Origin of the sequence: Pseudomonas sp. HMWF021 (assembly GCF_003061005.1) — a bacterium.
Classification (GTDB): domain Bacteria; phylum Pseudomonadota; class Gammaproteobacteria; order Pseudomonadales; family Pseudomonadaceae; genus Aquipseudomonas.
In genome coordinates, this window is the sequence record NZ_QAIK01000183.1 from 51,242 (window position 1) to 77,803 (window position 26,562).

General features: G+C 62.4%; 10 protein-coding genes. 1 reads left to right on the plus strand and 9 read right to left on the minus strand.

The window, feature by feature from the left end:
* The 5 genes from DBR18_RS26685 to DBR18_RS26705 all read right to left on the minus strand — a co-directional run.
* The coding region (locus tag DBR18_RS26685) for a MetQ/NlpA family ABC transporter substrate-binding protein (RefSeq protein WP_108592600.1) at nt 1-609 on the minus strand (609 nt) is incomplete at its 3' end.
* Between the two features lie 27 nt (nt 610-636).
* Nucleotides 637-1,668 carry an isopenicillin N synthase family oxygenase gene (locus DBR18_RS26690; RefSeq protein ID WP_108592565.1) on the minus strand — a complete coding sequence of 344 codons (1,032 nt, stop codon included), beginning with the start codon at nt 1,666-1,668 and terminating at the stop codon, nt 637-639.
* A gap of 184 nt (nt 1,669-1,852) precedes the next feature.
* Entirely contained in the window at nt 1,853-2,143 is a 291-nt protein-coding gene (locus DBR18_RS26695) for a hypothetical protein (RefSeq protein WP_108592566.1), read from the minus strand.
* 13 nt (nt 2,144-2,156) lie between these two features.
* A complete protein-coding gene (locus DBR18_RS26700) occupies nt 2,157-2,495 on the minus strand; it encodes a hypothetical protein (protein ID WP_108592567.1) in 339 nt (112 codons plus the stop codon).
* Between the two features lie 13 nt (nt 2,496-2,508).
* Nucleotides 2,509-3,981: a hypothetical protein gene (locus tag DBR18_RS26705; RefSeq protein WP_146188804.1), complete on the minus strand. Its 1,473-nt coding sequence runs from the start codon at nt 3,979-3,981 to the stop codon at nt 2,509-2,511.
* 528 nt (nt 3,982-4,509) lie between these two features.
* On the opposite strand from DBR18_RS26705, the gene DBR18_RS26710 reads away from it, so the two are divergent.
* Nucleotides 4,510-5,277 (plus strand): helix-turn-helix transcriptional regulator, encoded by a 768-nt coding sequence (locus tag DBR18_RS26710; RefSeq protein ID WP_108592569.1) that lies wholly within the window; start codon nt 4,510-4,512, stop codon nt 5,275-5,277.
* Nucleotides 5,278-5,344: 67 nt separating this feature from the next.
* Here DBR18_RS26710 and DBR18_RS26715 read toward each other — a convergent pair whose 3' ends face one another.
* From DBR18_RS26715 to DBR18_RS30060, 4 genes are all read right to left on the minus strand, one after another.
* On the minus strand, nt 5,345-7,303 hold the full coding sequence (locus DBR18_RS26715; RefSeq protein WP_108592570.1) for a MacB family efflux pump subunit: 1,959 nt from the start codon (nt 7,301-7,303) through the stop codon (nt 5,345-5,347).
* 2 nt (nt 7,304-7,305) lie between these two features.
* Nucleotides 7,306-8,454 (minus strand): macrolide transporter subunit MacA, encoded by a 1,149-nt coding sequence (macA, locus tag DBR18_RS26720; RefSeq protein ID WP_108592571.1) that lies wholly within the window; start codon nt 8,452-8,454, stop codon nt 7,306-7,308.
* A gap of 66 nt (nt 8,455-8,520) precedes the next feature.
* Nucleotides 8,521-26,364, minus strand: a complete 17,844-nt coding sequence (locus tag DBR18_RS26725; protein ID WP_108592572.1) for a non-ribosomal peptide synthase/polyketide synthase — start codon at nt 26,362-26,364, stop codon at nt 8,521-8,523.
* A partial coding sequence (locus tag DBR18_RS30060) for a phosphopantetheine-binding protein (protein WP_256589005.1) occupies nt 26,361-26,562 on the minus strand: 202 nt, incomplete at its 5' end. The genes DBR18_RS30060 and DBR18_RS26725, both read right to left, overlap by 4 nt.

Consider the following 26,562-nt stretch of genomic DNA (forward strand, 5'->3'; position numbering starts at 1 on the left):
CCCGGCTTCCAGTGCGTAGTTGCCGTTGATCACGGCGAGATCGACATCGTCCAGCGCCCGGGGAAGTTGCGGCGATTCGATTTCGAGGATCTTCAGCTGTTTCGGGTTTTCGGCGATGTCCTTGGGCGTAGCCTGATCGGCTGCCGGATCCTTGAACCCGGGCTTGAGTCTGATCAGCCCGTTGTCCTGCAACAGGTACAGCGCACGGCTCAGATTGGTGACGTTGTTGGGCACGGCGACGGTGCCTTTTTCCGGCACCTGGGCGAAGCTTTCATGCCGGTGCGAGTAGATGCCCAACGGCTCGATGTGCACGGTGGCGGCCACCGCAAATTTCTGCCCCAGCGCCTGCTCCTGGGATTTCAGATACGGCAGATGCTGAAAGTAATTGGCATCGACATCGCCGTGGGCCAGCAACTCGTTGGAGTTCACACCGTTGGGAATCTCGATGACCTTGAGGTCGAGTTGCGGATCGATTGTCTGGACGTACGCGAGAATCTGCGCGTGGGGCACCGGGTCAGCGGCCACCCGCAACGGCTCCAGCGCCTGCGCGCCAAGCGAAGTCACCAGCGCGCCGAGCACGGCCAGGGTCACACCTGCTTTTTTCAACATGGTCTTGATCCTTGATCGAGTAATTAATCAGGCGGTTTGCGCCATCAGTGCGTCGGCGTAGAAACGTTGAGCGACATCCGGATGCGAACGCAGACGCCCTTTGAGGTAGTTCCAGCCGACATCTCGAAACAACGGATTGAGCGGATCGCTGGCCGGCCCGCGCGCCTCGCGCAGGAATGCAGTGGGTAACGGATACAGCGGCACTACGGCGTCGAGTTGCGCACCGAGGAAGAACGCGATCGACAGGCGTTCGCTGCCGGCCGGCGGCGAGACCACCCGGTGTACCGTGGCGCGCAGATAGCCGTTGGTGGCCAGTTCCAGCAGTTCGCCGATGTTCACCACCAACGTGTTTTCGCGCGGCAGTGCATCGATCCAGCGTCCCTCTTCGATCTCCACCTGCAGCCCGGCCTGCTGGTCTTGCAGCAGGAAGCTCAGAAACCCGGAATCCTTGTGCGCGCCGACACCTTGCTGGCTCGCGTTGGCGGCCTGCCCCGGGTAACGCATTAGCTTGACGTGTTCGTTGGGCTTGTCGCCGTACAACTGATCGAACGCATCCGCCCGCAGCGACAGCGCCTGGGCGAAAGCGCGCAGCAGGCGCAACGCCATGCGCGTCATCGCCTGTTGCCACTCGAGCAGCAGAGGTTTGAGTTCAGGCAACGCCGCCGGCCATTGGTTGGGGCCCTGCAACCGCGCCCAGAACGGGGTGTCCGCGTTCAGCGGCAACGCTTCGCGTTCGGCGCCGAGATCGAACTGTTCACGCCAGTCGGGCTGACCACGGGTGATCTCTGATGCGGCACGGTTGTAACCGCGAAAATGCGGCGAATTGATCATGCCGACGGCCGTCTTCTCGTGCTCGGGCAAGGCGAAGAACTGCCGGGCATGATCCTGCACCTGCTTGAGCAGGTCGCTGTCGATGCCATGGCCGGTGAGATAGAAAAAGCCCACGTCACGCGCGGCGTGACGCAGGTTTTCGAGAAATTCATAACGCTGTTGCGCCGTGCCTTCGAACAACGAAAGGTCCAGCGTCGGCAGCGCGGTGATATCCAGGGTATGCGGCATGATTCACTCCCGTGTGAATCAAACCTGAAGAGCCTGTGATCGATTCAGCGTGTGCCGTCATGGCAATCGGAAGGTCTGTCGGTTTGATGCTTTGGTTCATCTTCGAACCAAAACTAAACGATATTAAAAACGTCGGACAAATACCTTTTTTGCATTAGCTTAGGTCGACTCCCAATCACGTTCCCTAAGGAAACTCGACATTGGGAAAATACACGTGGCATTGACCGGCCTCTCCTACGTCCTTTTCAACGGCATAGCCTTTCTCGTCCAGCATGCCATGCCGTTTTGACCCATCAGGCAGAGTCAGTACGTATTCAGCGCGAGGAACAGGCAAGCCGTCGGAGCGCCGAAGTTCGATTCCAACCCAGGTCGTTTGACAAGGCATAACTGCCCCGGCGGGTCCGGGCGCGACAAGGCCAATATTTTTATTGGCATCCAGCATCTGTTGAAAACGGGTGGTGATCTCTTCCTGCATCGTCATTGCTCCCTCAGCTTGTCAGCTTGCAGATCACGGCGTCGCAAAGCTCATCCATACGAGAACTCCCGTGAACCGCGCGAACGTCGAGAATCCGCTTTGCCCATTCGTGATCTTCGTCAAAAGTCGCTCCCAGCACTGCCATTGTATTGAGATAGCGCATGTGATCGACCTCGGTATCAATTTCGTAAAAGCTGCAACGCTCCAGGGCGTGCTCGATAAACGTTTCCACACCTTTATCGTGCAACTGATCGGCCAGTGGTGCCCAGAAGCTTTGCAACTGCTGTCGCATCTGTCGACGCAACATCGATTGTGCAAGGGTGTTCATTTGTGCACTACGAATGACCAGCATAGGAACTCCGTGCCTACGAGATAAAGAGCCGGGCTGTCCGTGTTTCTTTTTTTGTCGTGAGCTCCAATAGCACATCACCAGAAACGCCATAGGTACTCAGTTTTGCATTGGATATTTGTGTTGTGCCTGCAATCTTGACCCTGCCCTGACTGATCGCTGATTTGGCTTCGTTCCCACTGTTGGAAAGCCTCGTAGAACTCAATACGGCGTGTAGCATCTGATCAGCACTGAAGTTATGGATAACTAACGGAGCAACACGATCATTGATACCTTCGTAAAGTATTTCCGCTTTCGTGATTCGATCCCTCAGGTCTTTGAATCCTTCAATAACGTCGCCATACCTTATCGGATTGTTCGGCTCGCGCCTGCTGACCTCAGTAAACTCCTGAATATACACATACCTGAACTTCACCCAACTATCGACAATAGAGGTAAAGATAGCTGGACATGACGATACCGTTGTCTTGATTACGCTGCCTACTGCCCCACTGTTTGACACTTCAGCAGAAGAGGGATCCACTGTCCCCGTTTCAAATTTTTTTTCCCCTTCAATAATCCTTTTGAGTTCGATCAGATTCTGTTCAAGTTGCCAAACGGTCCAATGCTCCAGATACGTTATGAATTCACCTCCACGCGACAATATTGCTTCTCGTGCTTCAGCGTAATTCTCGGCGCGCACAGGTGTGCCAAGAAACTGCGAACACCACTGCATACCTACGAACTCCAATGGAGTTCCAGGATTTTCGAGTAGAAAATTGCAACGTTGGAGAATATGCCACTCCCCTTGAACAGCTTCACAAATCTTGCACTGAGCGCCTGCCTGGGTACGACAATAGGCACTGTTCATTACCCCACCCGAGCCGATGAGACTATCAACTCTTCCAGAGAACCTGTCCCATAGACAAGGCGAACTACCATGTGGGTGTCCACTCTTGTAATAGTCCCTTATGATTGCGTAGGTGCCCCCTTGTTTGCTCGTTGACGTTTTGATCGCATTCTGCCCAATGATATTATGCGCATCGATTTTTTGCGGACTCACCAGTTCATAGGCAGCCCGCACTTGTACCTGGTCAAATTGTTTTATATCGACCGCATCACGAACCGACTCAAGAAATTCCTTATGACCCTCCACATCGGCTTCTACAAAACCCCTGTCGAGACCTTTTTCTTTGCATTTCTCGTTAATCGCCACCGCATAAGCAGCATCGTACTCATCTGTTTCAACTTTCTTTGCCCACATGACTCGCCTCATGCTTGCGTACGAGTTTGCGCAAGATGGACATATTCCCTCGCCTGGATAAAACCTCTCCAAATCATTCAGATCAATTACCCAATTGCAAGTCTTTGGAGTCTCGCGCATCTGCTGCAGCAGTTCTTCAGTGAGTTCGCGGGAAATATCATCGTCGAAATTAGTCAGGTCTCCGTCCACACTGACGTATGACGAAATTTCTGCAGCGGCCACATCAAAGCTTTCGCCCTTGACCATCGTGCAATCTTTTGCGTCCTCGACGTGACCCAAAACCTTGAGCGTCCAATACGAGTGGCCAGAACTGCGATACCGACTCAGAGGGCGAATGATGGTGCCACTGGACAATGCGTTCGCGCTCGATTTCAGAACAAATGATGCCATTTCACCCTTCCCTGAGATCCTGATGAAACACTTGGGTCCGCACGATGAGTGCAGGCCTGACCTGCAGATTGAAATCCTCGTTCATCATCATGCCTGGTTGAAAACCTGATGCCTCACGATAGCTGCATAATGCCATCAGTGTGATTTTTCCTTGGCACGCCCGTGAATGGTGCCGCTCGACAATCTGACTTTCAGTCTCATAATCGGGCAGGAGTCGCGCGTCAGGATCAAACGGCGGTTATGAGCTAATAACGCCTTCATTAAACCGTCTGCAATTCGTTGTACTAGGATAGGATCCAGATCTCTGTTGATTGCCGTCGCCCAAGGAAGCCGGCAATGGCTCTTCAGGAATCCCGTACCACTTGCCACTCATGGATGATGTTTATGAATTCGGACCTGTTCCCCCACATTGGCAAGGTCATTGCCAGCACCGGCAGCCGTCATTTTCCGCGCATGTTGCATGACCTGATCCGCACACAATTGGCAGTAGATGCCACGTATATCCGCCAGATGCGCGTCGAGCCGGTGGCCCACTCAACACCGCGCAACGAGGTACACGAGGCAAAGGATCCATCGCTGCTTTCCGAAACCGTATTTTCCGAACACAGCGTTGCGCCGAGCGACGATTTGCCGATTCCCGAGCCCTCAACAACCAGCGATGCCTCGCAACTGCACCTGATCCGGCGCAAGGATGGCTACCGCTATGTGATTTCCGTTTACCGCTGCGGGCCGTCGCAACGATTCTCTTCCCTTGAGCGTAGCCTCTTACAGGATATCTCTCCCGTCCTGTTGCCGATGGTGGAAAAACACATCAATGCCCTGCAACCGCCCAGTCCCCTCGGGCAGGACTCCACTGTAGCGACGGATAGCCTGCAGCAAGGGCTGGAAACCCTGCGCCTGCGTTTCAACGAACGCCTGGAGCAACTGGGCCTGAGCCTGTCGAATCGCGAGTCCGAAGTTTGCATCGGCCTGCTTGCCGGACGTACCGCACCGGAACTGGCCGAACAGTTGCAGTTGAAGGTCAATACCGTAGAAAGCTACCTCAAGCGTGCCGCGATCAAGCTGGGCATCGGCGGTCGCCATTCGCTGATGCGCTGGATGTACTCAACGCCAGAGAGCGCCACCCCGGCAGGTTCTTCCAACGCGGCCTGACAGGGCACACGCCGCTGTGGTGATGGAGTCATCTCCCTCCCACAGCAGGCACAGCCAGCGAACGCTTTCAGTCCCGCGCCAACGCCTCGATCGGGTCAAGACGCGACGCATTGCGTGCCGGGACGAAGCCGAAAACAATACCGATCAGCGTCGAGCAGATCACCGCCGTCACCACCGAGGCCATGGAGAACACCATCTCCCATTCCTTGATGAACACCGAAAACAGGTGGCCGATGGCATACGACAGGGAAATGCCGATGGCCCCGCCAAGCAGGCAGACCATTACCGCCTCCACCAGAAACTGCTGTCGGATGTCCGACTGACGCGCGCCGACCGCCATGCGAATGCCGATCTCCCGCGTGCGCTCGGTCACCGACACCAGCATGATGTTCATCACGCCGATGCCGCCGACCACCAGCGAAATCACCGCGATCAGCGACAGCAGCAACGCCAGCGAGCGGCTGGTTTTCTGCACGGTCTGCATCACGCTGTCGAGGTTGTTGGTGTAGAAATCCTTGATGCCGTGGCGTTGCAGCATCAGTTGGGTGACGTGGTTTTCCACGACTTTGCTCGACTGACCTTCCTTGATCCGCACGCTGATGCTGTCGAGGAAGCGCTGGCCCAGCAGACGCCCGGCGGCGGTTTCATAGGGCACCCAGACGTTGAGGGTCTTGCCCGAGGCAAACAGGTTCTTGTTCTCGGCGGCCACACCGATCACGGTGCATGGCAGGTTGCCGATCAGGATCACCTGCCCCAGCGGATCGACGCCCTCGCCGAACAGCCGATGCCGGGTGTTGTAGTCGATCACCACCACCTGCGCCTGGCGCCGCGCATCGCTCTCGCTGAAGGTGATGCCCGCCTCCAGTTTGATCCCGCGCACCTGGAAATACTGATCACTGACCCCGTTGATTTGCGCGTCGAGGTCGATGTTGCGATAACGCAGAAGCATGCTGCGACCGACCACTGGGGTGGCGCTGTCGACGTAATACAGCTGATTCAGCGCGGTGACGTCAGCCGGCACCAGTGTCTCGATTGACGCGGCGCGCTTGTCGCCGAAACTGGTGCCGGAATAGATGTCGATGGTGTTGCTGCCGATTGCCGAAATGTCCTTGAGCACGTAGTTTTTCGCGCCCTCGCCAATCGCCGAAATCGACACCACCGAGGTGATGCCGATCACGATGCCCAGCATGGTCAGCAAGGTGCGCATGCGGTGCGAAATCAGCGCCACCCAGGCCATGTTGAAGGCTTCCTTGAACAGCCCGAGGCTGGCGACCAGACGGCGTGTCGCCGGTGGTTTGGGCGGTACATCGTCCTCGCCCGGCAGTTGCCCGGTGTCACGCTGGTTGAGGCGATCGCTGAGGATCTCGCCGTCGCTGACCTCAATGATGCGTTCGGCGTTGGCCGCGACTTTCGGGTCGTGGGTCACCAGAATCACTGTGTGCCCCGCCGCGTGCAGCTCCAGCAGGATGCGCATTACCTCTTTGCCGCTGGCGGTGTCGAGGGCGCCGGTAGGTTCGTCGGCGAGGATCACTTCACCGCCGTTCATCAAGGCCCGGGCGATACTTACCCGCTGCTGCTGACCGCCAGAGAGCTGGCTCGGGCGGTGCGTCAGGTGCCCGTCGAGACCCAGCCGCGCCAGCAACTCGCGGGCGCGGGCATGGCGCTGCGGTGCGGGGATGCCGGCGTAGATCGCCGGCATCTCGACGTTGTGCATCGCGCTCAGGTGCGGCAGCAAGTGATAGCGCTGGAAGATGAAACCGAAGTAATCGCGGCGCAGCTCGGCCAGCGCCTGATCGTCGAGGTCGCGGGTCTCCTGGCCGTTGATCTTGTAGCTGCCGGCGGTGGCGTAATCGAGACAGCCGAGGATGTTCATCAGGGTTGATTTGCCGGAGCCGGAAGCGCCGATGATCGCCACCATTTCTCCGGCATTGATCGTCAGGTTGATGTCCTTCAGCGCGAGAAACTCGCGGTCGCCGGCGGTAAAACTGCGGGTGATGCCGGTCAGTTGCAGCAGTGGTTGCGTCATGCTCAGGCCCCCGCCACGGCGGGCAACGGATCGCCAATCACCACCCGGTCGCCTTCATTCAGGCCCTGGTTGATCTGCACTTTGACATTGTTGTTGATCCCGGTCTGGACGTTGCGCGATTGCGCCTGGCCCTTGGCATCCAGCACCCGCACCGGGAAGCTGCCATCGGCGTTGCGTGGCCCGAGCGCGGCCACCGGTACGGTGAGTACCGATTGCGCGGTATCGAGGACGATGCGCACCTGCGCGGTCATCGAGATGCGCAAGCGATGGTCGGGATTAGGCACCTCGAACAGCGCGTTGTAGAACACCGCCGTGTTTTGCTTCGGGGTGCCGGCCGGCGGCGTTTCGAGGAAGTTCTGCGGTGCAGGTTCAGTGCCGCGCAGCTTGCCGTAATAGCGTTTGTCCTCGCCGAGGATAGTGAAATACACCTGCTGCCCCGGCGCGATATGAATCACGTCCGCTTCCGACACTTGTGCCTTGATGGTCATGGTGTCCAGATCCGCCAGTTTCAGCAGGATCGGCGCCAACTGGTTGGCGATCACGGTCTGGCCTTCCTGGGTGACGATACCGACCACATCGCCGTCGATGGGCGCGACGATTCGCGTGTACGCGAGGTTGACCTTGGCGGTGTCGATCTGGATATGCGCACTTTTGATCTGCGCGTCCAGCGACAGCAGATTGGCCTGCTGCACCTCGTAGTCCGATTGCGCGGTTTCGAAATCCTGACGCGAGATCGACGCGTCTTCCTGCAGGTTCTGATAACGCTGGTAAATCGCCTTGGTCTGCTTGAGCTGGGCTTGCGTGGCACGTTTTTGCGCCTGCAGGTTTTCTTCATCGACCTGAGCCTGGCGCAGGGTGTTCTGCAGCACCAGCGGATCGATCTCGGCCAGCCACTGGCCCTTCTTCACCTTGTCGCCCACCTTGACCTTGAGCGACTTCAACTGCCCGGATACCTGAGCACCGACATCCACCTGCTTGACGCCCTCCAGCAAACCGGTGGCGAGCACGGTGTTTTCGATATCCGCGCGTTCGACCAGTGCGGTCTGGTATTTCGGTGCTTCGGCCGGTGCCTGCACCGTGTACAGCACCAACCCGGCCACCGCCGCCAACGCCAACCCCATACCGACTTTGCGCAACTTCGACTTTTCCATAAATAACCACAAGTCCGTTCAGGGATGAACCCGGCCAGCGGCCGGGTCTTGATAGAAAAACAACACTCAGGACAGCACTGTGCCGACCGCCACCGACAGACCGTCGTGCCACCACGCGGCGAAACTGAAGACGTAAGGCGCCTTGAGAATCGTGAAGTGGTTGCCCGGCCCGTACCACACCGCCAGATCGCTGACCTGCCGCTGCCAGCCTTCGAGCACCGCCGCCTGTTCGCGCTGATTGCCCCACTCGTCCAGCGTCGGGTCATCGACCAGCACCAGCCGCACCGGCCCGCTGTAGGCCAGACGCGGTTGATAGACCGTGCGCAGCGCAGCGGCGAACGTGCGTACCGGGCCGTGCATCGCATTCGGCGCCGCCCGTTCCGACAGCACCCCGGCGCGCACCATGCCGTAGTGCAGCAGGCGCAATTGCGTGGTGTCGTCAGCGTTGGCGAAGATCGCAGGATCGATGCCCAGCGATTTGCCACAGGACAGTTGCAGGGTGTCGATCAGCCGTTGCATCGCGGCAGTGGCCGTGTACGGTTTGCCCGCCGTGCCGTCACCGCCCGGTGCTTCGCTGTCGATCAAGGTCAGTGACGCCACTTCACGCCCGGCGGCCTGCAACTGCGCGGCCATGGCGTGTGCGACCCAGCCGCCGAACGAATGCCCGATCAGGTGCAGCGGGCCTTGCGGGTGGATCTGCTCGATGGCTTGCAGGTAGAACGCCGCAGCGGCTTCCACCGCGCTGTGCGGCACGCTGACGCCATCCAGCCCGCGCGGTTGCAGACCGATGATCGGCCATTCCGGGCCGATGGCCTCGGTCAGGTGAATGAACCCGGTAACGCTGTCGCCCGCCCCCGGCACACAGAAAATCGGTGCGTGCCCGGCGTGTCCGGTCTGAATGGTCAGCAGCGGTTGATACGCCGCAGGTTCCGGCATCACCAGCGTTTCCAGTGCCTGGGTAATGGCCTGGCCGAGTGCCTGAATGTGCGGGTGCTTCATCATGGTCCGGTGATCGCCGGGGATGTCGATGCAGCGCAGCAAACCCACGTCGAAGCGTTCTTCCCAGCCACGTGTCGGGCTCGGCTCGGACTGCCCGTCCATCAGTTCCTGAGTACGGAACAGATGGATCGGCTGACTCGCCGGGCTGACCCGGTAATGCGCCAGCGCCAGACGATGCGCCGCTTCGCGATCAAAGTAGTGCCAGGCGTCCGTTGCACTGACCGCCGCCAGCTCTGGATCGGTCAACCCCTGTGCCTGGCAACGCTTGAACAGCTCAGTGAAATCCAGTTGTTCGACTTGCGCCTCCAGCACTTGCACCGCGGCCAATGCGGCCTCGCTTTCGGCACCGAGCATCAACGAACGGCCACGGCAATGGCCGAGCAACTGGCGCTTGTCGAGGCCCTCGCCGCTCCACATCGCCTTGTCCTGGGCGAGCGGGTTAGGTGCGTAGCTGTCGAGCATGCCGATGAACTCCACCGGCTCATCGAGGCCGAGCAATTGCTGCGCGACCTCATGCGCCAGCACCCCACCGAACGACCAGCCCGCCAGACGATACGGCCCATGCGGCTGCACCGCCCGGATGACCCCGACCATGCGCTGCGCCATGCACTCAAGCGTGCGCAATTGCGGCTGACCGAGCGTCACGCCGGGCAGACCGTAAATCGCGAACTCGCCGCCGATATGCTGCGCCAGGGTCGGGAAGTACACGTCGCGGCCGCTGAACTCATGCAGCAGGAACAGCGGCGTACCGTGTTCCCCGGCGCGCACCACGACCAGCCCTTCAGGCTGGCTGAGCGCCTCGCCCTGACCGAGTAGCGCAGCGGCAGACTCGATGTTCGGATGCTGGAACAGTTCGGCCAGCGACAGCGGCAGCCCGGCCCGTTGCAGCAGATTGACCAGCTTCACCGCCAGCAACGAATGCCCGCCGAGTTCGAAGAAGTTGTCGTGACGCCCGACCTGTTCGACGCCCAGCACCTCGCCCCAGATCCGCGCCAGCGTAGTTTCGACGTCACCTTCGGGTGCCACGTATGGCCGGTTGATCACCGCGTCGGCGCCCGGTTCCGGCAGTGCCTTGCGGTCGATCTTGTCGTTTGGCGTCAGTGGCAAGGCGTCGAGCAATACAAACGCGCCCGGCACCATGTACTCCGGCAAACGCTCCAGCACATGGGCGCGCAAGGTCTCCAGACTTGGTGCTTCTACGCCCGAGCGCACGGTGTACCACGCCACCAGACGCTCATCGCGGACCATCACCACCGCTTGGCGAATCGCCGGATGCTCGATCAGCCGCGCCTCGATTTCCCCCGGCTCCAGACGCAGGCCGCGCAGCTTGATCTGGAAGTCGTTGCGGCCGAGGAATTCCAGCTCGCCGTGGTTGTTGTAACGCGCCAGATCGCCAGTGCGGTACAGGCGATCCCCCGGTACAAACGGGCTGTCGAGGAAGCGCTCGGCCTGCATTTGCGGCAAGCCGTGATATCCACGCGCGACACCGACGCCGCCGATGTGCAACTCACCGCTGACGCCTTGTGGCACCGGTTGTCCGTAAGCATCGAGTACGTACAAACGGGTATTGCTCAGTGCTGTGCCGATCGGCACCACGTTCTCCGGCACTGGCATGTGCGGCTCCAGCGTCCAGCCGGTGCTGTCCACCGTGGTTTCAGTCGGGCCGTAGACGTTGTGTAAACGCACCCACGGCAGACGATCACGCACCTGCCGCGCCAGCGCCGCGCTGAGTTCGCCACCACCGTTGAGCACATCGGTCAGGCTGGTGCATTGCTCGACACCGTCCTGCTCGATGAACTGCTGCAGTAACGCAGGAACGAATTTGACTACGGTGACCTGATGCTCGCGAATGGTCTGCACCACATACGCCGAATCACGGTTGCCGTCCGGCCGCGCCAGTACCAGACGCATCCCCGAACACAGCGGCCAGAAAATCTCCCACACCGAACTGTCGAAGCTGAACGGCGCCTTTTGCAGCAGCGCACCGTGTTCGGTCGGCGGCGAAATCTGCGAACCCCAGTGCACCATGTTGCAGGCACTGCGATGCTCGATCATCACGCCTTTGGGCAGCCCGGTAGAGCCCGAGGTGTAGATCATGTACGCGAGGTTCGAAGCACTGAGGCCCGGCACTGGCGAGTCGTGGTCCGGCAACTGTTGCCAACTGCCATGATCCAGGTCGATCAACGCCGCCGCTGCTTCGTCGAACAACCCGCGAGTCGCCGTTTGCACCAGCACCGCCACCGGCGCGCTGTCCTTGAGCATGTAGGCCAGACGCTCCAACGGATAACCCGGGTCCAGCGGCACATAGGCGCCGCCAGCCTTGAGGATACCGAGCAGACCAACCACCAGATCCAGCCCGCGCTCGACGCAGATCGCAACGCGCGCATCCGGTTGCACACCGAGTTCGCGCAGGTGATGGGCCAGACGATTGGCGCGCTGATTGAGCTCGCGATAGGTCAGGTTTCCCTGCTCCGATTGCAGCGCGACAGCGTCCGGTTTGCGCCGCACCTGGGCTTCGAACAAGCCATGCAACGGCTGCTCCAGCGGACAATCAACGGCGCTGGCATTGAAATCGACCAGCAAGCGCTGACTTTCCTCCGGAGCCAGTAACGGCACCCGCGCAAGCACCGCTTGTTCATCGCTGACCAGCGCCGCCAGCAGCCGCTGGAAGTAGCCGGCAAAGCGCTGCACCGTCGACTCGTCGAACAAGGCCGTGGCGTAGCGCAACGAGCCACGAATCCCGTCGTGGGAATCGCCGAGGCTCAGCGACAGGTCGAACTTCACAAAATGGCTTTCGCCGGCCACGCCTTCCAGCGTCAGATCGCCCAGGGTCAGGTGCGGGCCGTCGTTGGTGTCCCAACTGACCATGGTCTGGAACAACGCGCTGTGCGACAGGCTGCGCAGCGGTTTGCTGATGTCCACCACTTGCTCGAACGGCAGATCCTGATGCGCCTGAGCGTCCAGGGTTTGCGCCTTGACCCGCGCCAGCAACGCTGCACCGCTCGGTTCGCCCGAGGTGTCGATGCGCAGCGCCAGGGTGTTGACGAACATGCCGATCAGGCCCTCGATCTCGGCCCGGGTACGGTTGGCCACCGGCGAGCCGATGACCACGTCGTCCTGCCCGGACAAGCGGCTGAGCAACATCGCCCAAGCGCTCATGATCACCATGTACGGCGTCACCGCGCAGCGCTGACACAACGCTTTCAGCCCGGCGCTCAAGTGCTCATCCAGCACCATGTCGACGCGGCTGCCGGAGTAGTCCTGCTGTGGCGGACGCGGACGATCCGTGGGCAGGCTCAGCAAGGCTGGCGCGCCGGCCAGCGTCTGCTGCCAGTAATCGCTCTGGCGCTGCAGCACCTCGCCGCTGAGCCAGCGCCGTTGCCACACCGCGTAGTCGGTGTATTGCAGCGCCAGCGGCGGCAGCGGATCGTCCTCACCCCGGCTGAACGCCTGATACAACGCCACCAGCTCACGGGTCAGCACGCCCATCGACCAGCCATCGGCGATGATGTGGTGCAGCGTCAGCAACAGCACGTGATGGTCATCGGCCAGACGCACGAGGCGCCCGCGCAGCAGTGCATCGTGCTGCAGATTGAAGGAGGCGCAGGCCTGTTCCTCGATCAGGCCACGCAAGGCGTTATCAGCCTGCGGGTGGCGGCGCAGGTCTTCTACGGGGAGCAACAGAGCGGTTTCGGCCGGCAGAATCCGCACCTGCGGCTGATCGTCGATCTGGCTGAAGCGGCTGCGCAGGGTTTCGTGACGGGCGACGATGCGCGTCAGTGCCCGTTGCAGCGCGTCTTCATCCAGCCGACCGCGCAGGCGCAGCCCGATCGGGATGTTGTAGGCGCTGTGACCGCCATCCATCTGCGCCAGGAACCACAGGCGTTGCTGGGCGAATGACAGCGGCAATAGCTGATCACGCGGCGCCGGCAAAATCTCCGGCAAGGTGCTGCGCCCCGCCCGGCTCAGCACCTCGGCGACAGCGGCCAGCTCGGGATTGGCGAACAGTTCGGCCAGTGTCAGCTCGACGCCCAACTGCTGGCGCACCTGCGACAGCATGCGCATCGCCAGCAACGAATGCCCGCCCAGTTCAAAGAAATTGTCGTGACGACCGACCTGTTCGAGCTGCAGCAAACCGGCCCAGATCCGCGCCAAATGGTCTTCCAGCGCCGAAATCGGCGCGACATACACCCGACTGAGCATCGCTGCCTGCGTCGGCGCCGGCAGCGCCTTGCGGTCGACCTTGCCGTTGTTGTTCAACGGCAACACGTCGAGTTGCACCCACGCGCTCGGCACCATGTATTCCGGCAACCGTGCCAGCAACTGTGCATGCAGATCGGCGCTGTCCAGGTGTGCGGTATGCGCGGTGTAGTACGCCACCAGACGCGTAGTGTTCTGTCCATCGCGGCGCGCCAGCACCACGGCTTCCTTGACCCCATGGCAGTTGAGCAGACGGTTTTCGATTTCCCCCAGCTCGATACGGAAACCACGGATCTTCACCTGATCGTCATTGCGCCCGATGCAATCGAGTTGCCCCGGTGCCAGCCAGCGTGCGAGGTCGCCGGTGCGATACAGCAACGCACCCGGCTGCTCGCTGAACGGATCGCGCATAAACTTCTCGGCGGTCAGATCGGCACGGTTCAGATAACCCAATGCCACGCCCTGCCCGCCGATGTACAACTCGCCGGTCACGCCCATCGGCACCGGTTGCTGATGCGCGTCGAGTACATACACCTGGGTGTTGGAGATCGGCCCGCCAATCGGCACGCTTTCAGCGTTTTCCGCCACTTCACGCACTTCAAACGTCGTGGCGTAAGTGGTGGTTTCGGTCGGGCCGTAGCAATGCACGATGCGCAATTGCGGGGCCTCGGCCCGCAGCGTGCGGAACGCCGCCGGATCGCCGCGTTCACCACCGCAGAGCAGGATGCGCAGCCCCTTTAGTGCCTGCGGGATCAGTTGCACGTACTGGTTGAACAGCGCGGTGGTGACGAACAGCACCGTCGCCCCGGAGGCGCTCAATTCGCGGCCAAACGCGTTCGGATCAAGCAGGGTCTGGTGATCGATCACCACCACGCGCCCACCGTTGAGCAGCGGGCCCCAGATGTCCATGGTGCTGGCGTCGAACGCCGGGTTGGAGGCGAACACCACGCGATCCTGCGCATTGAAATCGGCATAACCGTTGTTCAGCACCAGACGGCCGATGGCGCGGTGCGGGACCATCACGCCTTTCGGTGTGCCGGTGGAGCCGGAGGTGTACATGATGTACGCCAGCGCCTGCGAGGACTGCACCAGGTTCGGGTTGTGCGTCGGTTTGTCGCTCAGGGTCAGGCGGTCGAGGTCAATGCGCGGCGCGGCGTAATCGATGGTTTCGCCGCTGAGGGTCAGCAACGCCACCGCGCGGCAATCCTCGACCATGAACGCCTGACGCTCGCTCGGCGCGTTGATGTCCAGCGGCACATAGGCCGCCGCGCACTTGGCAATCGCCAGTTGCGCCACCAGCAGTTCCAGCGAACGCGGCAGCAGAATCGCCACATGATCGCCCGGCTGCACGCCCTGGCCGATCAAGTGATGCGCCAGGCGATTGGCCTGCGCGTTCAGTTCAAAGTAGCTCAGCGAATGCTCGCCATGCACCGCCGCCACAGCCTTGGGATGCGCTGCTGCCTGCTGCTGGAAAACCCCGTGCACGGTCAGCGCTTGCGGATATTCGCGCGCCGTGGCGTTGAAGTCGTAGAGCAAGCGCTGACGCTCCGACTCGGCGAGTAATTGCACACGCTCCAGCACCGCTTGATCATCGCTGACCATCGCTGCCAGCAGACGCTGCAAGTAACCCACATAACGTTCAATGGTCGACCGGTCGAACAACGCCGTGGCGTATTCCAGCGAACCACGAATCACGCCATTGACCTCACCCAGGGTCAGGGTCAAGTCGAACTTGGCGATCTGCCCCGGCGCGGCCACGCCTTCGAGGCTCAGATCGCCCAGCGTCAGGTTCGGGCCGACGCTGCTGTCCCAGCTCAGCGTGGTCTGGAACAGCGGACTGTGCGCAAGGCTGCGCGCCGGCCGGGCGATTTCCACCACTTGCTCGAACGGCAGGTCCTGATGCGCCTGGGCCTCCAGCGTGCGTGCCTTGACCTGCGCCAGCAACGCGGCAACGCTCGGCTCGCCCGAGGTGTCGATGCGCAAGGCCAGGGTGTTGACGAACATGCCGATCAGGCCCTCGATCTCGGCCCGTGTGCGGTTGGCCACCGGCGAGCCGATCACCACGTCCGACTGCCCGGACAGACGACTCATCAACAGCGACCAGGCACTCATCAGCGTCATGAACAGGGTCACGCCGTGACGCTGACTCAAGGCTTTGAGCCCTGCACTCAGGCGCTCGTCCAGCAGCACCTCGACGCTGCTGCCGGCAAAGTCCTGCTGCGCCGGACGCGGACGGTCGGTGGGCAGGGCCAGCAACGCGGGTGCCCCTTCGAGGGTCTGCTGCCAGTAATCGCTTTGCTGCTGCAGCACCTCACCGCTGAGCCAGCGCCGTTGCCACACGGCATAGTCGCCGTATTGCAGCGCCAGTGGCGGCAACGGATCGGGCTGGCCCTGACTGAAGGCCTGATAAAGCGCCATCAGTTCGCGGGTCAGTACGCCCATCGACCAGCCATCGGCGACGATGTGATGCACGGTCAGCAACAGCACATGGTGATCGTCAGCCAGGCGCACCAACCGTCCGCGAATCAGCGAATCGTTTTGCAGATCGAACGCCGTCGAGGCCTCCTGCGCGAGCAGCGCCTGCAAGGTGGCTTCGGCCTGCAGATCCTCGCGCAGGTCGGCAATCTGCAACAGCAAACCGCTGTCGACCGGCGCAATGACGACCTGCGCCTGATCATCGATGCTGACGAAGCGGCTGCGCAGGGTTTCGTGCCGCGCCACGATCTGCGCCAGCGCCCGTTGCAGCGATTCGCCATCGAGCTGCCCGCGCAGGCGCAGGCCAATCGGAATGTTGTACGCCGAATTGCCGCCGTCCATTTGCGCCAGGAACCACAGGCGTTGCTGGGCGAAGGACAGCGGCAGCGCTTGATCAGGTTCCGCCGCTACGATCTGCGGCAACGTGCTGCGCCCGGCGCGGTTCAGCACCGCGGCCACCGCACTGAGATGCGGATCGGCAAACAACTCGCTCAGGGGCAGTTCGACGCCGAGACGCTGGCGCACTTGCGACAGCATGCGCATCGCCAGCAACGAATGACCGCCGAGTTCGAAGAAGTGATCATGGCGGCCGATCTGCTCGACTTGCAGGGTCTCGGCCCAGATCTGCGCCAGCGCGGTTTCCAGTTCACCTTGCGGCGCAACGTATTCGCGAGTGAACAACGCCGCAGCATCCGGTTCGGGCAAGGCTTTGCGATCAACCTTGCCGTTGTTGGTCAATGGCAAGGCATCGAGCTGCACCCAGGCACTTGGCACCATGTATTCCGGCAACTGCGCCTGCACATGCTCACGCAGGTCGGCGAGGTCGAGCGTGACGTCGTTCGCGGTGTAGTAGGCCACCAGTCGCAGCGGTTCCTGACCATCGCGACGGGCGAGGACCACCGCTTCGCTGATCCCCGGGTAACCCAGCAGACGATTTTCGATCTCGCCGAGTTCGATGCGGAAACCACGGATTTTCACCTGATCGTCATTGCGCCCGATGCAATCGAGCTGCCCCGGCGCCAGCCAGCGCACGAGGTCACCGGTGCGATACAGCAACGCGCCCGGTTGGTCGCTGAACGGATCGCGCAGGAACTTCTCGGCGGTCAGCTCCGGGCGGTTCAGATAACCCAGCGCCACGCCTTGCCCGCCGATGTACAACTCGCCGGTCACGCCCATCGGCACCGGTTGTTGGTGAGCGTCAAGCACATACACCTGCGTGTTGGAGATTGGCCCGCCAATCGGCACGCTTTCGGCGTTTTCCGCCACCTCGTGCACTTCAAAGGTGGTGGCGTAAGTGGTGGCTTCGGTCGGACCGTAGCAATGCACGATGCGCAGTTGCGGCGCCTCGGCCCGCAAGCGGCGGAAGCTGGCCGGATCCCCGCGTTCACCGCCGCACAGCACCATGCGCAAGCCTTTCAAGGCCTGCGGTATCAATTGCACGTACTGGTTGAACAGCGCGGTGGTGACAAACAGGATTGTCGCCCCGCTGGTGTTCAATTCGCGAGCGAGCGCGTGCGGATCCAGCAGGGTCTGGTGATCGATTACCACCACGCGCCCGCCGTTGAGCAATGGCCCCCAGATGTCCATGGTGCTGGCGTCGAACGCCGGGTTGGACGCAAACGCCACACGGTCCTGCGGGTTGAAATCGGCGTAGCCGTTGTTCAGCACCAGACGCGCGATGCCACGGTGCGGCACCATCACACCCTTCGGCGTGCCGGTGGAACCGGAGGTGTACATGATGTACGCCAGCGCTTCCGGGCTTTGCGCCAGGTTCGGATTGTGCGTCGGCTGACCGCTGAGCTTGAGCCGGTCGAGGTCGATGCGCGGCGCGGCGTAGTCGATGTCTTCGCTGCTGAGTGTCAGCAACGCCACGGCGCGGCTGTCCTCGAGCATGAACGCCTGACGCTCGCTCGGCGCGTTGATGTCCAGCGGCACATAGGCCGCCGCGCACTTGGCAATCGCCAGTTGCGCCACCAACAGCTCCAGCGAGCGCGGCAGCAGGATCGCCACATGATCGCCCGGCTGCCCGCCTTGAGCGATCAGGTAGTGGGCCAAGCGGTTGGCCCGATCATTCAAATCGCCATAACTCGACGTTTGCCCGCCATGCACAACAGCGATGGCGTGCGGATCTGCCGCCACTTGCCTTTCGAACAATGCGTGCACGGTCAGCGCACGCGGGTATTCCCGCTCGGTGGCGTTGAACTCGACCAGCAATTGCCGGCGCTCGTCCGGCGCCAGGATCGACACCTGATCAACGCTCAGTTGCGGGGTCTGTTCCAGTGCCTGCAGCAGGTTGCTCACCGCCCGTTGCAAGTACTCGCAGATGCGTGCGGGATCAATGCCGGGTGCAGCCAGTGCAGTGAAGCCGAAACCTTCGCCGAGGTCATCGACACTCACGCTCAACTGGTAGTTGGTGTGCTCCTGGGTATGGAGCAATTGCATGCCTTGCCACGCGTTCGTCGCCTCCGGGGAAGGCGTGCCGGCAGCGGCGCTGTGGCGGTAGTTGAACAGTGTGCTGAACAACGGCGTGCCGGCGGCCATTCCACTGCAACGCTGGGCCAGCGCCAATTGCGCATGCTCATGTTGCAGCAGCGCGTTCAACTGTTGATGGGTAGCGAGCGCGGCTTCCTGCGCCGAGCGTTGCCCGAGATCGACGCGCAGCGGCAAGGTGTTGATGAACACCCCCAGCGCGCGTTCGGCGCCCTCGCCCGCCTGCAACCGCCCCAGCAACACAGTGCCGAACACCACCGCGTCATGCCCGGAGAGTTTTCCCAGCACCTGCGCCCAGGCCAGATGCATCAGGCTCGCGGCGCTGATCCCCAGACGCCGGGCCTTGGCCCTGACGCGCTGACTCAGATCGAGATCGAGTACCCGTCGTGCTTCTGCGGCGTGGCCCTCGGCAATGCTGTGCTGGCCGTACGGCGCGCTCGGTTCGCTGACGTCACCCAGCATCTCGCGGAAGAACGCTTCATGCGCCTGATCACTGATTGCGCCACGGGTGTGCGCCACGTAATTGCGATAAGGCACCGGCTCGGCCAGACGCTGCGGCTGGCCGCTCAGGAACGCCTGCATCTCGTGTTGCAGCACCTCCAGCGCCACGTGGTCCATCACCAGGTGATGGAACAGCAGCAACGCCACCACGCGCTGATTGGCGGCATCCCAGGCGTGCACCACGCGCATCAGCGGCGCCTGATTGACGGCCATGCGGTACTGCGCGGCGTCGAAGCGGCGGCGCAATTGCTCCAGTACATCGCCGTCCGCGCCATCGAGTTCCAGCCTTTCGCAGGCCAGCGGCGCCTTGCGCCAGACCACTTGCACCGGGTCTTGCAGCCCGTCCCAGAACAGCGAAGTGCGCAGGATGTCGTGGCGTTGGATCACGTTCTGCAAGGCCTGGGTGAAAGCGTCAAGGCGTTGCTCGTCAGCGAACGCGAATTGCGCCTGTAACACATACGGATCGCCCTGGGGGGCGGACAGGTGATGAAAGAGGATGCCGGTCTGCAGCGGCGCCAGCGGGTAAATATCCTGCACGTTGGCAACGCCACCGGGGATGCTCGCGACGATGCGGTCAATGCTCGGCTGGTCGAGCGCCACCAGTGGCAGCAGCTCGGGGGTGATGCGCGTGCAATCCGTGGTGATGAGGTTGGCCGCGACTGCAGCCTCCGGCTCACCGCCCACGGCAGCGGCCAGTGCGGCGAGGGTCGGCTGGTTGAACAGCACGCGGATGTCGGCGCTCAGGCCGGCACGACGCATTTTTGCCACCAGATTCACCGCCAGCAGCGAATGCCCGCCCAGCTCGAAGAAATGATCGTGGCGCCCTACCCGCTCGACCTTGAGCAACTCCGCCCAGAGCTGGGCGAGAACGATCTCCACTTCGCCGACCGGTGCCTCGTACTCACGGACAGACAGCGCCGCCAGATCCGGCGCCGGCAGTGCCTTGCGATCGAGTTTGCCGTTGGGGCTGAGCGGCAGTGCTTCGAGATGCACGAACACGGCGGGCACCATGTAGTCCGGCAGGTTTTCCAGCAGATGACTGCGCAGTGTTTCGATATCCAGCGGTGCGCCGGTGTGGTAAGCGACCAGACGCTTGTCGCCCGGAACGTCTTCGCGGGCCAGTACAGCGGCTTCCTGAATGCCGTCGATCTGGGTCAGGCGTGCCTGAATCTCGCCGAGTTCGATGCGCAAGCCACGGATCTTCACCTGATCGTCGTTGCGACCGAGGTATTCAATGTTGCCGTCCGGCAGATAGCGGGCGACGTCGCCGGTGCGGTACATCCGCCCGTTGTTCTGGAACGGATCATTGAGGAAGCGCTCGGCATTCAGCTCCGGGCGATTCAGATAACCGCGCGCTACCTGCACGCCGCCGATGTACAGCTCGCCGACCACACCGTGGGGCACCGGTTGCTGCTGGGCATCGAGGATGTACATGCGGGTGTTGGCAATCGGTTTGCCGATCGGCGTGTTGTCCGGGGTGCTTTCCAGCGGCCCGGCGCAATTCCACGCGGTGACGTCCACTGCGGCTTCGGTCGGGCCGTAGAGGTTGTGCAATTGGCTGCTCGGCAGTTGCTGTTTGAAGCGCCGCACCACGCTGCCCGGCAACGCTTCGCCGCTGCACATGACTTGCCGCAGACTGCTGCAACGTGTGGTGTCGGCGTGAGCGAGGAATACATCGAGCATCGACGGTACGAAGTGCAGCGTGGTGATGTGTTCGCGTTCGATCACTTCACTGAGGTACTGCGGATCCTTGTGCCCCTCGGGCCGGGCCATGACCAGACGTGCGCCGGTCATCAGCGGCCAGAAGAATTCCCAGACCGAGACGTCGAAGCTGAACGGGGTTTTCTGCAACACCGTGTCGGCGGAACTCAGTTGGTAAGCGTCCTGCATCCACAGCAAGCGGTTAACCACCCCGCTGTGTTCGTTGATCACGCCTTTCGGCTGGCCAGTGGATCCGGAGGTGTAGATCACGTACGCGGTGTTCTGCGGGGCCAGTTCGGCTATCGCAAGATTGTCTGTCGGCAGCGCTTGCCAATGCGGCTGATCCAGATCGATCACCGGCACGCAAACGTCACCGAGCAACGAGCGCGTCGTTCCCTGCACCAGTACCGCCAGCGGTGCGCTGTCTTCCAGCATGTACGCCAGACGCTCCAGTGGATACGCCGGATCCAGCGGCACATAACCGCCGCCGGCCTTGAGGATCGCCAGCAGCCCGACCAGCATGTCCAGACCACGCTCGACACAGATCGCCACCCGCGCATCCGGCCCTACGCCCAACCCGCGCAGGTGCCGCGCCAGTTGATTGGCCCGGGTGTTGAGTTCGGCGTAGCTCAGTGGCTGCTCACCGGCGACCACCGCTGGCGCCTGCGGCGAACGCTGCACCTGCGCCTCGAACAGACCATGAATGGTCTGATCGAGGTTGTAATCGACCGCCGTGGCATTGAACTCGACCAGCAAGCGCTGCTGTTCTTCCGGCGCCAGCATCGGCGCATGTTCCAGCACCGCCTGATCGTTGGCGACCATCGCCTGCAACAGACGCTGGTAGTAGCCAACAAAGCGCTCGACCGTAGCCTCGTTGAACAACGCCGTGGCGTATTCCAGCGATCCGCGAATGACGCCGCCGGACTCACTCAGGCTCAGCGACAGATCGAACTTGGCAAAGTGGCTCGGCTCGGCCACGCCTTCCAGCGTCAGTTCGCCGAGGCTCAGCGCCGGGCTTTCGAGGCCGTCCCAGCTCAGCAAAGTTTGAAACACCGGGCTGTGCGCCAGGCTGCGCACGGGCCGGGTGATTTCCACCACCTGCTCGAACGGCAGATCCTGATGCGCCTGCGCTTGCAGGGTTTGCGCCTTGACCTGCGCCAGCAGCGCTTCGACGCTCAGCTCGCCGGAGGTGTCGATGCGCAGGGCCAGGGTGTTGACGAACATGCCGATCAGGCCTTCGATTTCGGCGCGGGTACGGTTGGCCACCGGCGAACCGATCACTACGTCCGCCTGCCCGGACAAGCGGCTGAGCAGCATTGCCCAGGCACTCATCAGCGTCATGTACAGGGTCACGCCATGGCGCTGGCCCAAAGCCTTGAGCCCGGCGCTCAGGCGCTCGTCGAGCACCACAGCGACGCTGCTGCCGGCATAGTCCTGCTGCGCCGGACGCGGGCGATCGGTGGGCAGCATCAACAGCGCCGGGGCGCCGGCCAGGGTCTGCTGCCAGTATTCGCTCTGGCGTTGCAGCACCTCGCCGCTGAGCCAGCGCCGCTGCCACACCGCGTAGTCGGTGTATTGCAGCGCCAGGGGCGGCAACGGATCCGGCTGGCCGTGGCTGAACGCCTGATACAGCGCCGTCAGTTCGCGGGTCAAAACGCCCATCGACCAACCGTCGGAGATGATGTGGTGCAGGGTCAGCAGCAACACATGGTGATCGTCGGCCAGGCGCACCAGCCGCCCGCGAATCAATGGATCGTCCTGCAGATCGAACGGCCCCGAGGCTTCACCCTGAATCAGCGCTTGCAGGGTTTCGTCAGGCTGCGGGTGCTGGCGCAGGTCTTCAACCCGCAGCAGCAGGCCGGTATCGACCGGCGCAATCAACACCTGGGCTTCGTCGTTGAATTGGGCGAAGCGGCTGCGCAGGGTTTCGTGGCGGGCCACAATGCGCGCCAGCGCGCGTTGCAGCGCCGAGCCATCGAGGCGTCCGCGCAGGCGCAGGGCCACAGGAATGTTGTAAGCGGTGTTGGCACCTTCCAGTTGCGCCAGAAACCACAGGCGTTGCTGGGCGAACGACAGCGGCAAGGCGCCGTCACGGGCGACCGGCACGATCTGCGGTTGCTCACTGCGCCCGGCCTCGCTGAGCACTGACGCGACCGCCGCCAGTTCGGCGTTGGCGAACAGATCGCCCAGCGCCAGCTCGACGCCCAGACGCTGGCGCACCTGCGAGACCATGCGCATCGCCAGCAACGAATGCCCGCCGAGTTCGAAAAAGTGATCCTGGCGCCCCACCCGTTCAACCTGCAGCACGTCGGCCCAGATCTGCGCCAGCGCGGTTTCCACCTCGCCTTCGGGCGCCGCGTATTCGCGGGTGAACAGCGCCGTCAGATCCGGCGCCGGCAAGGCCTTGCGGTCGACCTTGCCGTTGGCGGTCAGCGGCAGCGCAGCGAGTTTGACGAACGCGGTCGGCACCATGTATTCCGGCAAACGGCTGAGCAATTGCGCGCGCAACTCGCCCACCGGCAACGCTTCGACCTGCGGTTGTTCGGTGAAGTAGGCCACCAGTCGCGGCTGGCCGGGTTGGTCTTCGCGGGCCAGCAACACCGCCTCCTGAATGCCCGGCAACTGGTTGAGGCAGGTTTCGATTTCCCCCAGTTCGATGCGCACGCCACGGATTTTCACCTGATCATCGTTGCGCCCCAGGTATTCGATGTTGCCGTCCTCGCGCCAGCGTGCAAGGTCGCCAGTGCGGTACATGCGTGCGTTCGGCAAGGGGCTGAACGGGTCACGCAGAAAGCGCTCGGCAGTCATGTCCGGGCGGTTCAGGTAGCCACGAGCGACCCCGGCGCCGCCGACGTACAGCTCGCCAGCCACGCCGATCGGCACCGGGCGCTGTTGTTCGTCGAGCAGGTACACCGTGGCGTTGCTCACCGGTTTACCGATATGCAGCGCATCGCCGCTGTCCACTCGCCCTGAAGTCGCGACCACCGTGGCCTCGGTCGGGCCGTAGTTGTTGATCACGTCGAAATGCTGGTGGCGATTGAACTGACGCAAGCGGTCGCCGCCGATCAGCAGCGTGCGCAGGGTCGGGTGTTCGAGGTTCTGGCTGAAGGCGTATTCGGCCACCGGCGTCGGCAGGAAGCTCACGTCCAGCGGCTGCGCGCACCACCACGCGAGCAAGGCATCGATGTCTTCGCCGCCCTCGTGAGTCGGCGCCAGGTGCAGGGTCGCGCCCGCGCACAATGCCGGCCAGACTTCCCAGGCCATCGCATCGAAACCAAAACCGGCGAGGCTCGAGGTGTGGCGACCGGCGCACAGATCGAACGCCGCGCAGTGCCAGTCCACCAGATTGCTCAGGGTGTGATGCTCGACCATCACACCCTTGGGCAGGCCGGTGGAGCCAGAGGTGTAGATCACATAGGCAAGGTGCGCGGTGCTCAGGCCCGGTACCTGCGGGTTATGCATAACCGTCAGCGGCCAGTTGCAGCGGTCGAGTTCGAGTACCGGCACGGTCAGCGCCGGCAGTCGCTCGCGCAGATTGCTTTGGGTCAGCACCGCCACCGGCGCGCTGTCGTCGAGCAGGTAATTCAAACGCTCGGTCGGGTGCGCCGGATCAATCGGCACGTAACCGGCGCCGGCCTTGAGGATCGCCACCAGTCCCACCAATGTGTCCAGCCCACGACGGGCAACGATGGCGACACGGTCGTCGGGGGTCACCCCGCGCTCGATCAGGTGATGCGCCAGTGCGTTGGCCTGACGGTTGAGTTCGGCGTAGCTCAGTTGCGCGTCGGCAAACACTGCCGCCAGCGCCTCAGGCCGCTCGGCCACCTGCGCCTCGAAACGTTGCTGGATGGTCTGTGCCGTCGGGAAATCCACTTGGGTGGCATTGAAGCCGAGCAGCACCTGTTCAAGCTCCGCCGCCGGCAGAATCGGCAATTGATTGACCGGTGTCTGCGTCGCCTGCTCAAGGGCGAGCAGCAGGTTCTGCAGTGCGCAGAGCATGTAATCGCAGATGCGCTGCGGATCGGTTTGCGTGCTGGCCAGCAGCGTCAGGCTGAATGCGTCACCGAGGTCATCGATGCTCAGGGTCAGCGGATAATTGGTGCGTTCTTCGGAATGCAGGGTGGTGATGCCTTCCCACGCCGCGAGGGTTTCGGCGCTGGCGGTGGCGCCGTTGTGGCTGTGTCGATAATTGAGCAGCGTGCTGAACAGCGGCGTCGGCGCCACCACATGACTGCAGCGCTGGGCCAGGGCCAGCGGCGCGTGTTCATGGCGCATCAGCGTGGTCAGCCGGGCGTGGGTGGCGTTGACCGCTGCGCGCACGTCCTGCCCGTCGATATTCACCCGCAATGGCAAGGTGTTGATGAAAATCCCCAGCGCCCGGTCAATCGCTTCGGCGCCCTGCATGCGCCCCATCAGCACCGTGCCGAACACCACCTGCTGCTTGCCGGTCAGCGCGGCCAGCACCTGCGCCCAGCCCAGATGGAACAGGCTCGCAACACTCACCCCGAGCGTCCGCGCCTGCGCCCGCAAGCGCTGACCCAACAGCGCCTCGACCGGCGCGCTCAGTTCGACAATCTGGCTGCCGTCACCCTGCACGTCCTGCAGACCGTAGGGCAGCGTCGGCTCGTCGATGTCGCTGAGCATGTCGCGGAAAAACGCCTCGTGCTCGGCCTCGCTGACGCCCAGACGCGCCTGCGCCACGTAGTTGCGAAACGGCACCGGACGCCCGAGCAACTCACTTTGCCCGGTGAGGCAGGCGCGCATTTCGTGGCGCACCACGTCGAGGGCCGAGTGGTCGAGGGCCATGTGATGGAACAACAGCGTGGCGATCACCCGTTGCCCGGCCTCATCCCAGGCGTGGGCCAGACGCAGCAGCGGCGCCTGGGTAACGTCGAGGCGGAAGTGCCGGGCATCGAAGCGCTCGTGCAGATACGCCAGCACGTCGCCACTTGCATCAGGTAACGTCACCTCTTCCACTGGCAGTTCGGCGCGACGCCAGACCACCTGCACCGGCGCGTCCAGCCCTGCCCAATGCACAGCAGTGCGCAGAATGTCATGGCGATCGATCACCGCTTGCAGCGCTTGAGCAAACGCTTGAAAACGCTCACGGCTGGCAAAGGCGAAATGCGACTGCATGACATACGGATCACCGTCACCACCACTGACGTGGTGATACAGGATGCCTTCCTGCAATGGCGCCAACGGGTAGATGTCCTGCACGTTGGCGGCGCCGCCGGGGACTTGTGCGACGAGGTGGTCGATGGTGGTTTGGTCGAGCTCGACCAGCGTCAGCATCGCCGGGGTGATGCGCGTGCTGCCCGCAACGATGCCGTTGGCCGGCACCTCGACCTGGCCGTGCTTGCTGGCGGAGTATTGCCCGGCCTTGATCAGCTCGATCAGCGCCGGTTTGTGTTCGCGCAACAGCGCCAGCAGCGTCGGGTCGTTCAACGCCTGTTTGTTGCCGTTGACCCGCAATTGGTCGTCCGCGACCGCCAGCTGAATATCTTTAGCCTTCAATGTGGCCAACAGTTCGATCACGTTCACAGGACGATCTCCATTCGTTCGGTAATTGCGGCGTAGCCGGCCAGGGTCGGATGTTCGAACAGCGACCTGACATCAGCTTCCATGCCTTCCTGACGCAGCCGGCCGATCAGACTGACCGCCAGCAGCGAGTGACCACCCAGTTCAAAGAAATGATCGTTGCGCCCTACCCGCTCGACGTTGAGCAACTCGGCCCAGAGC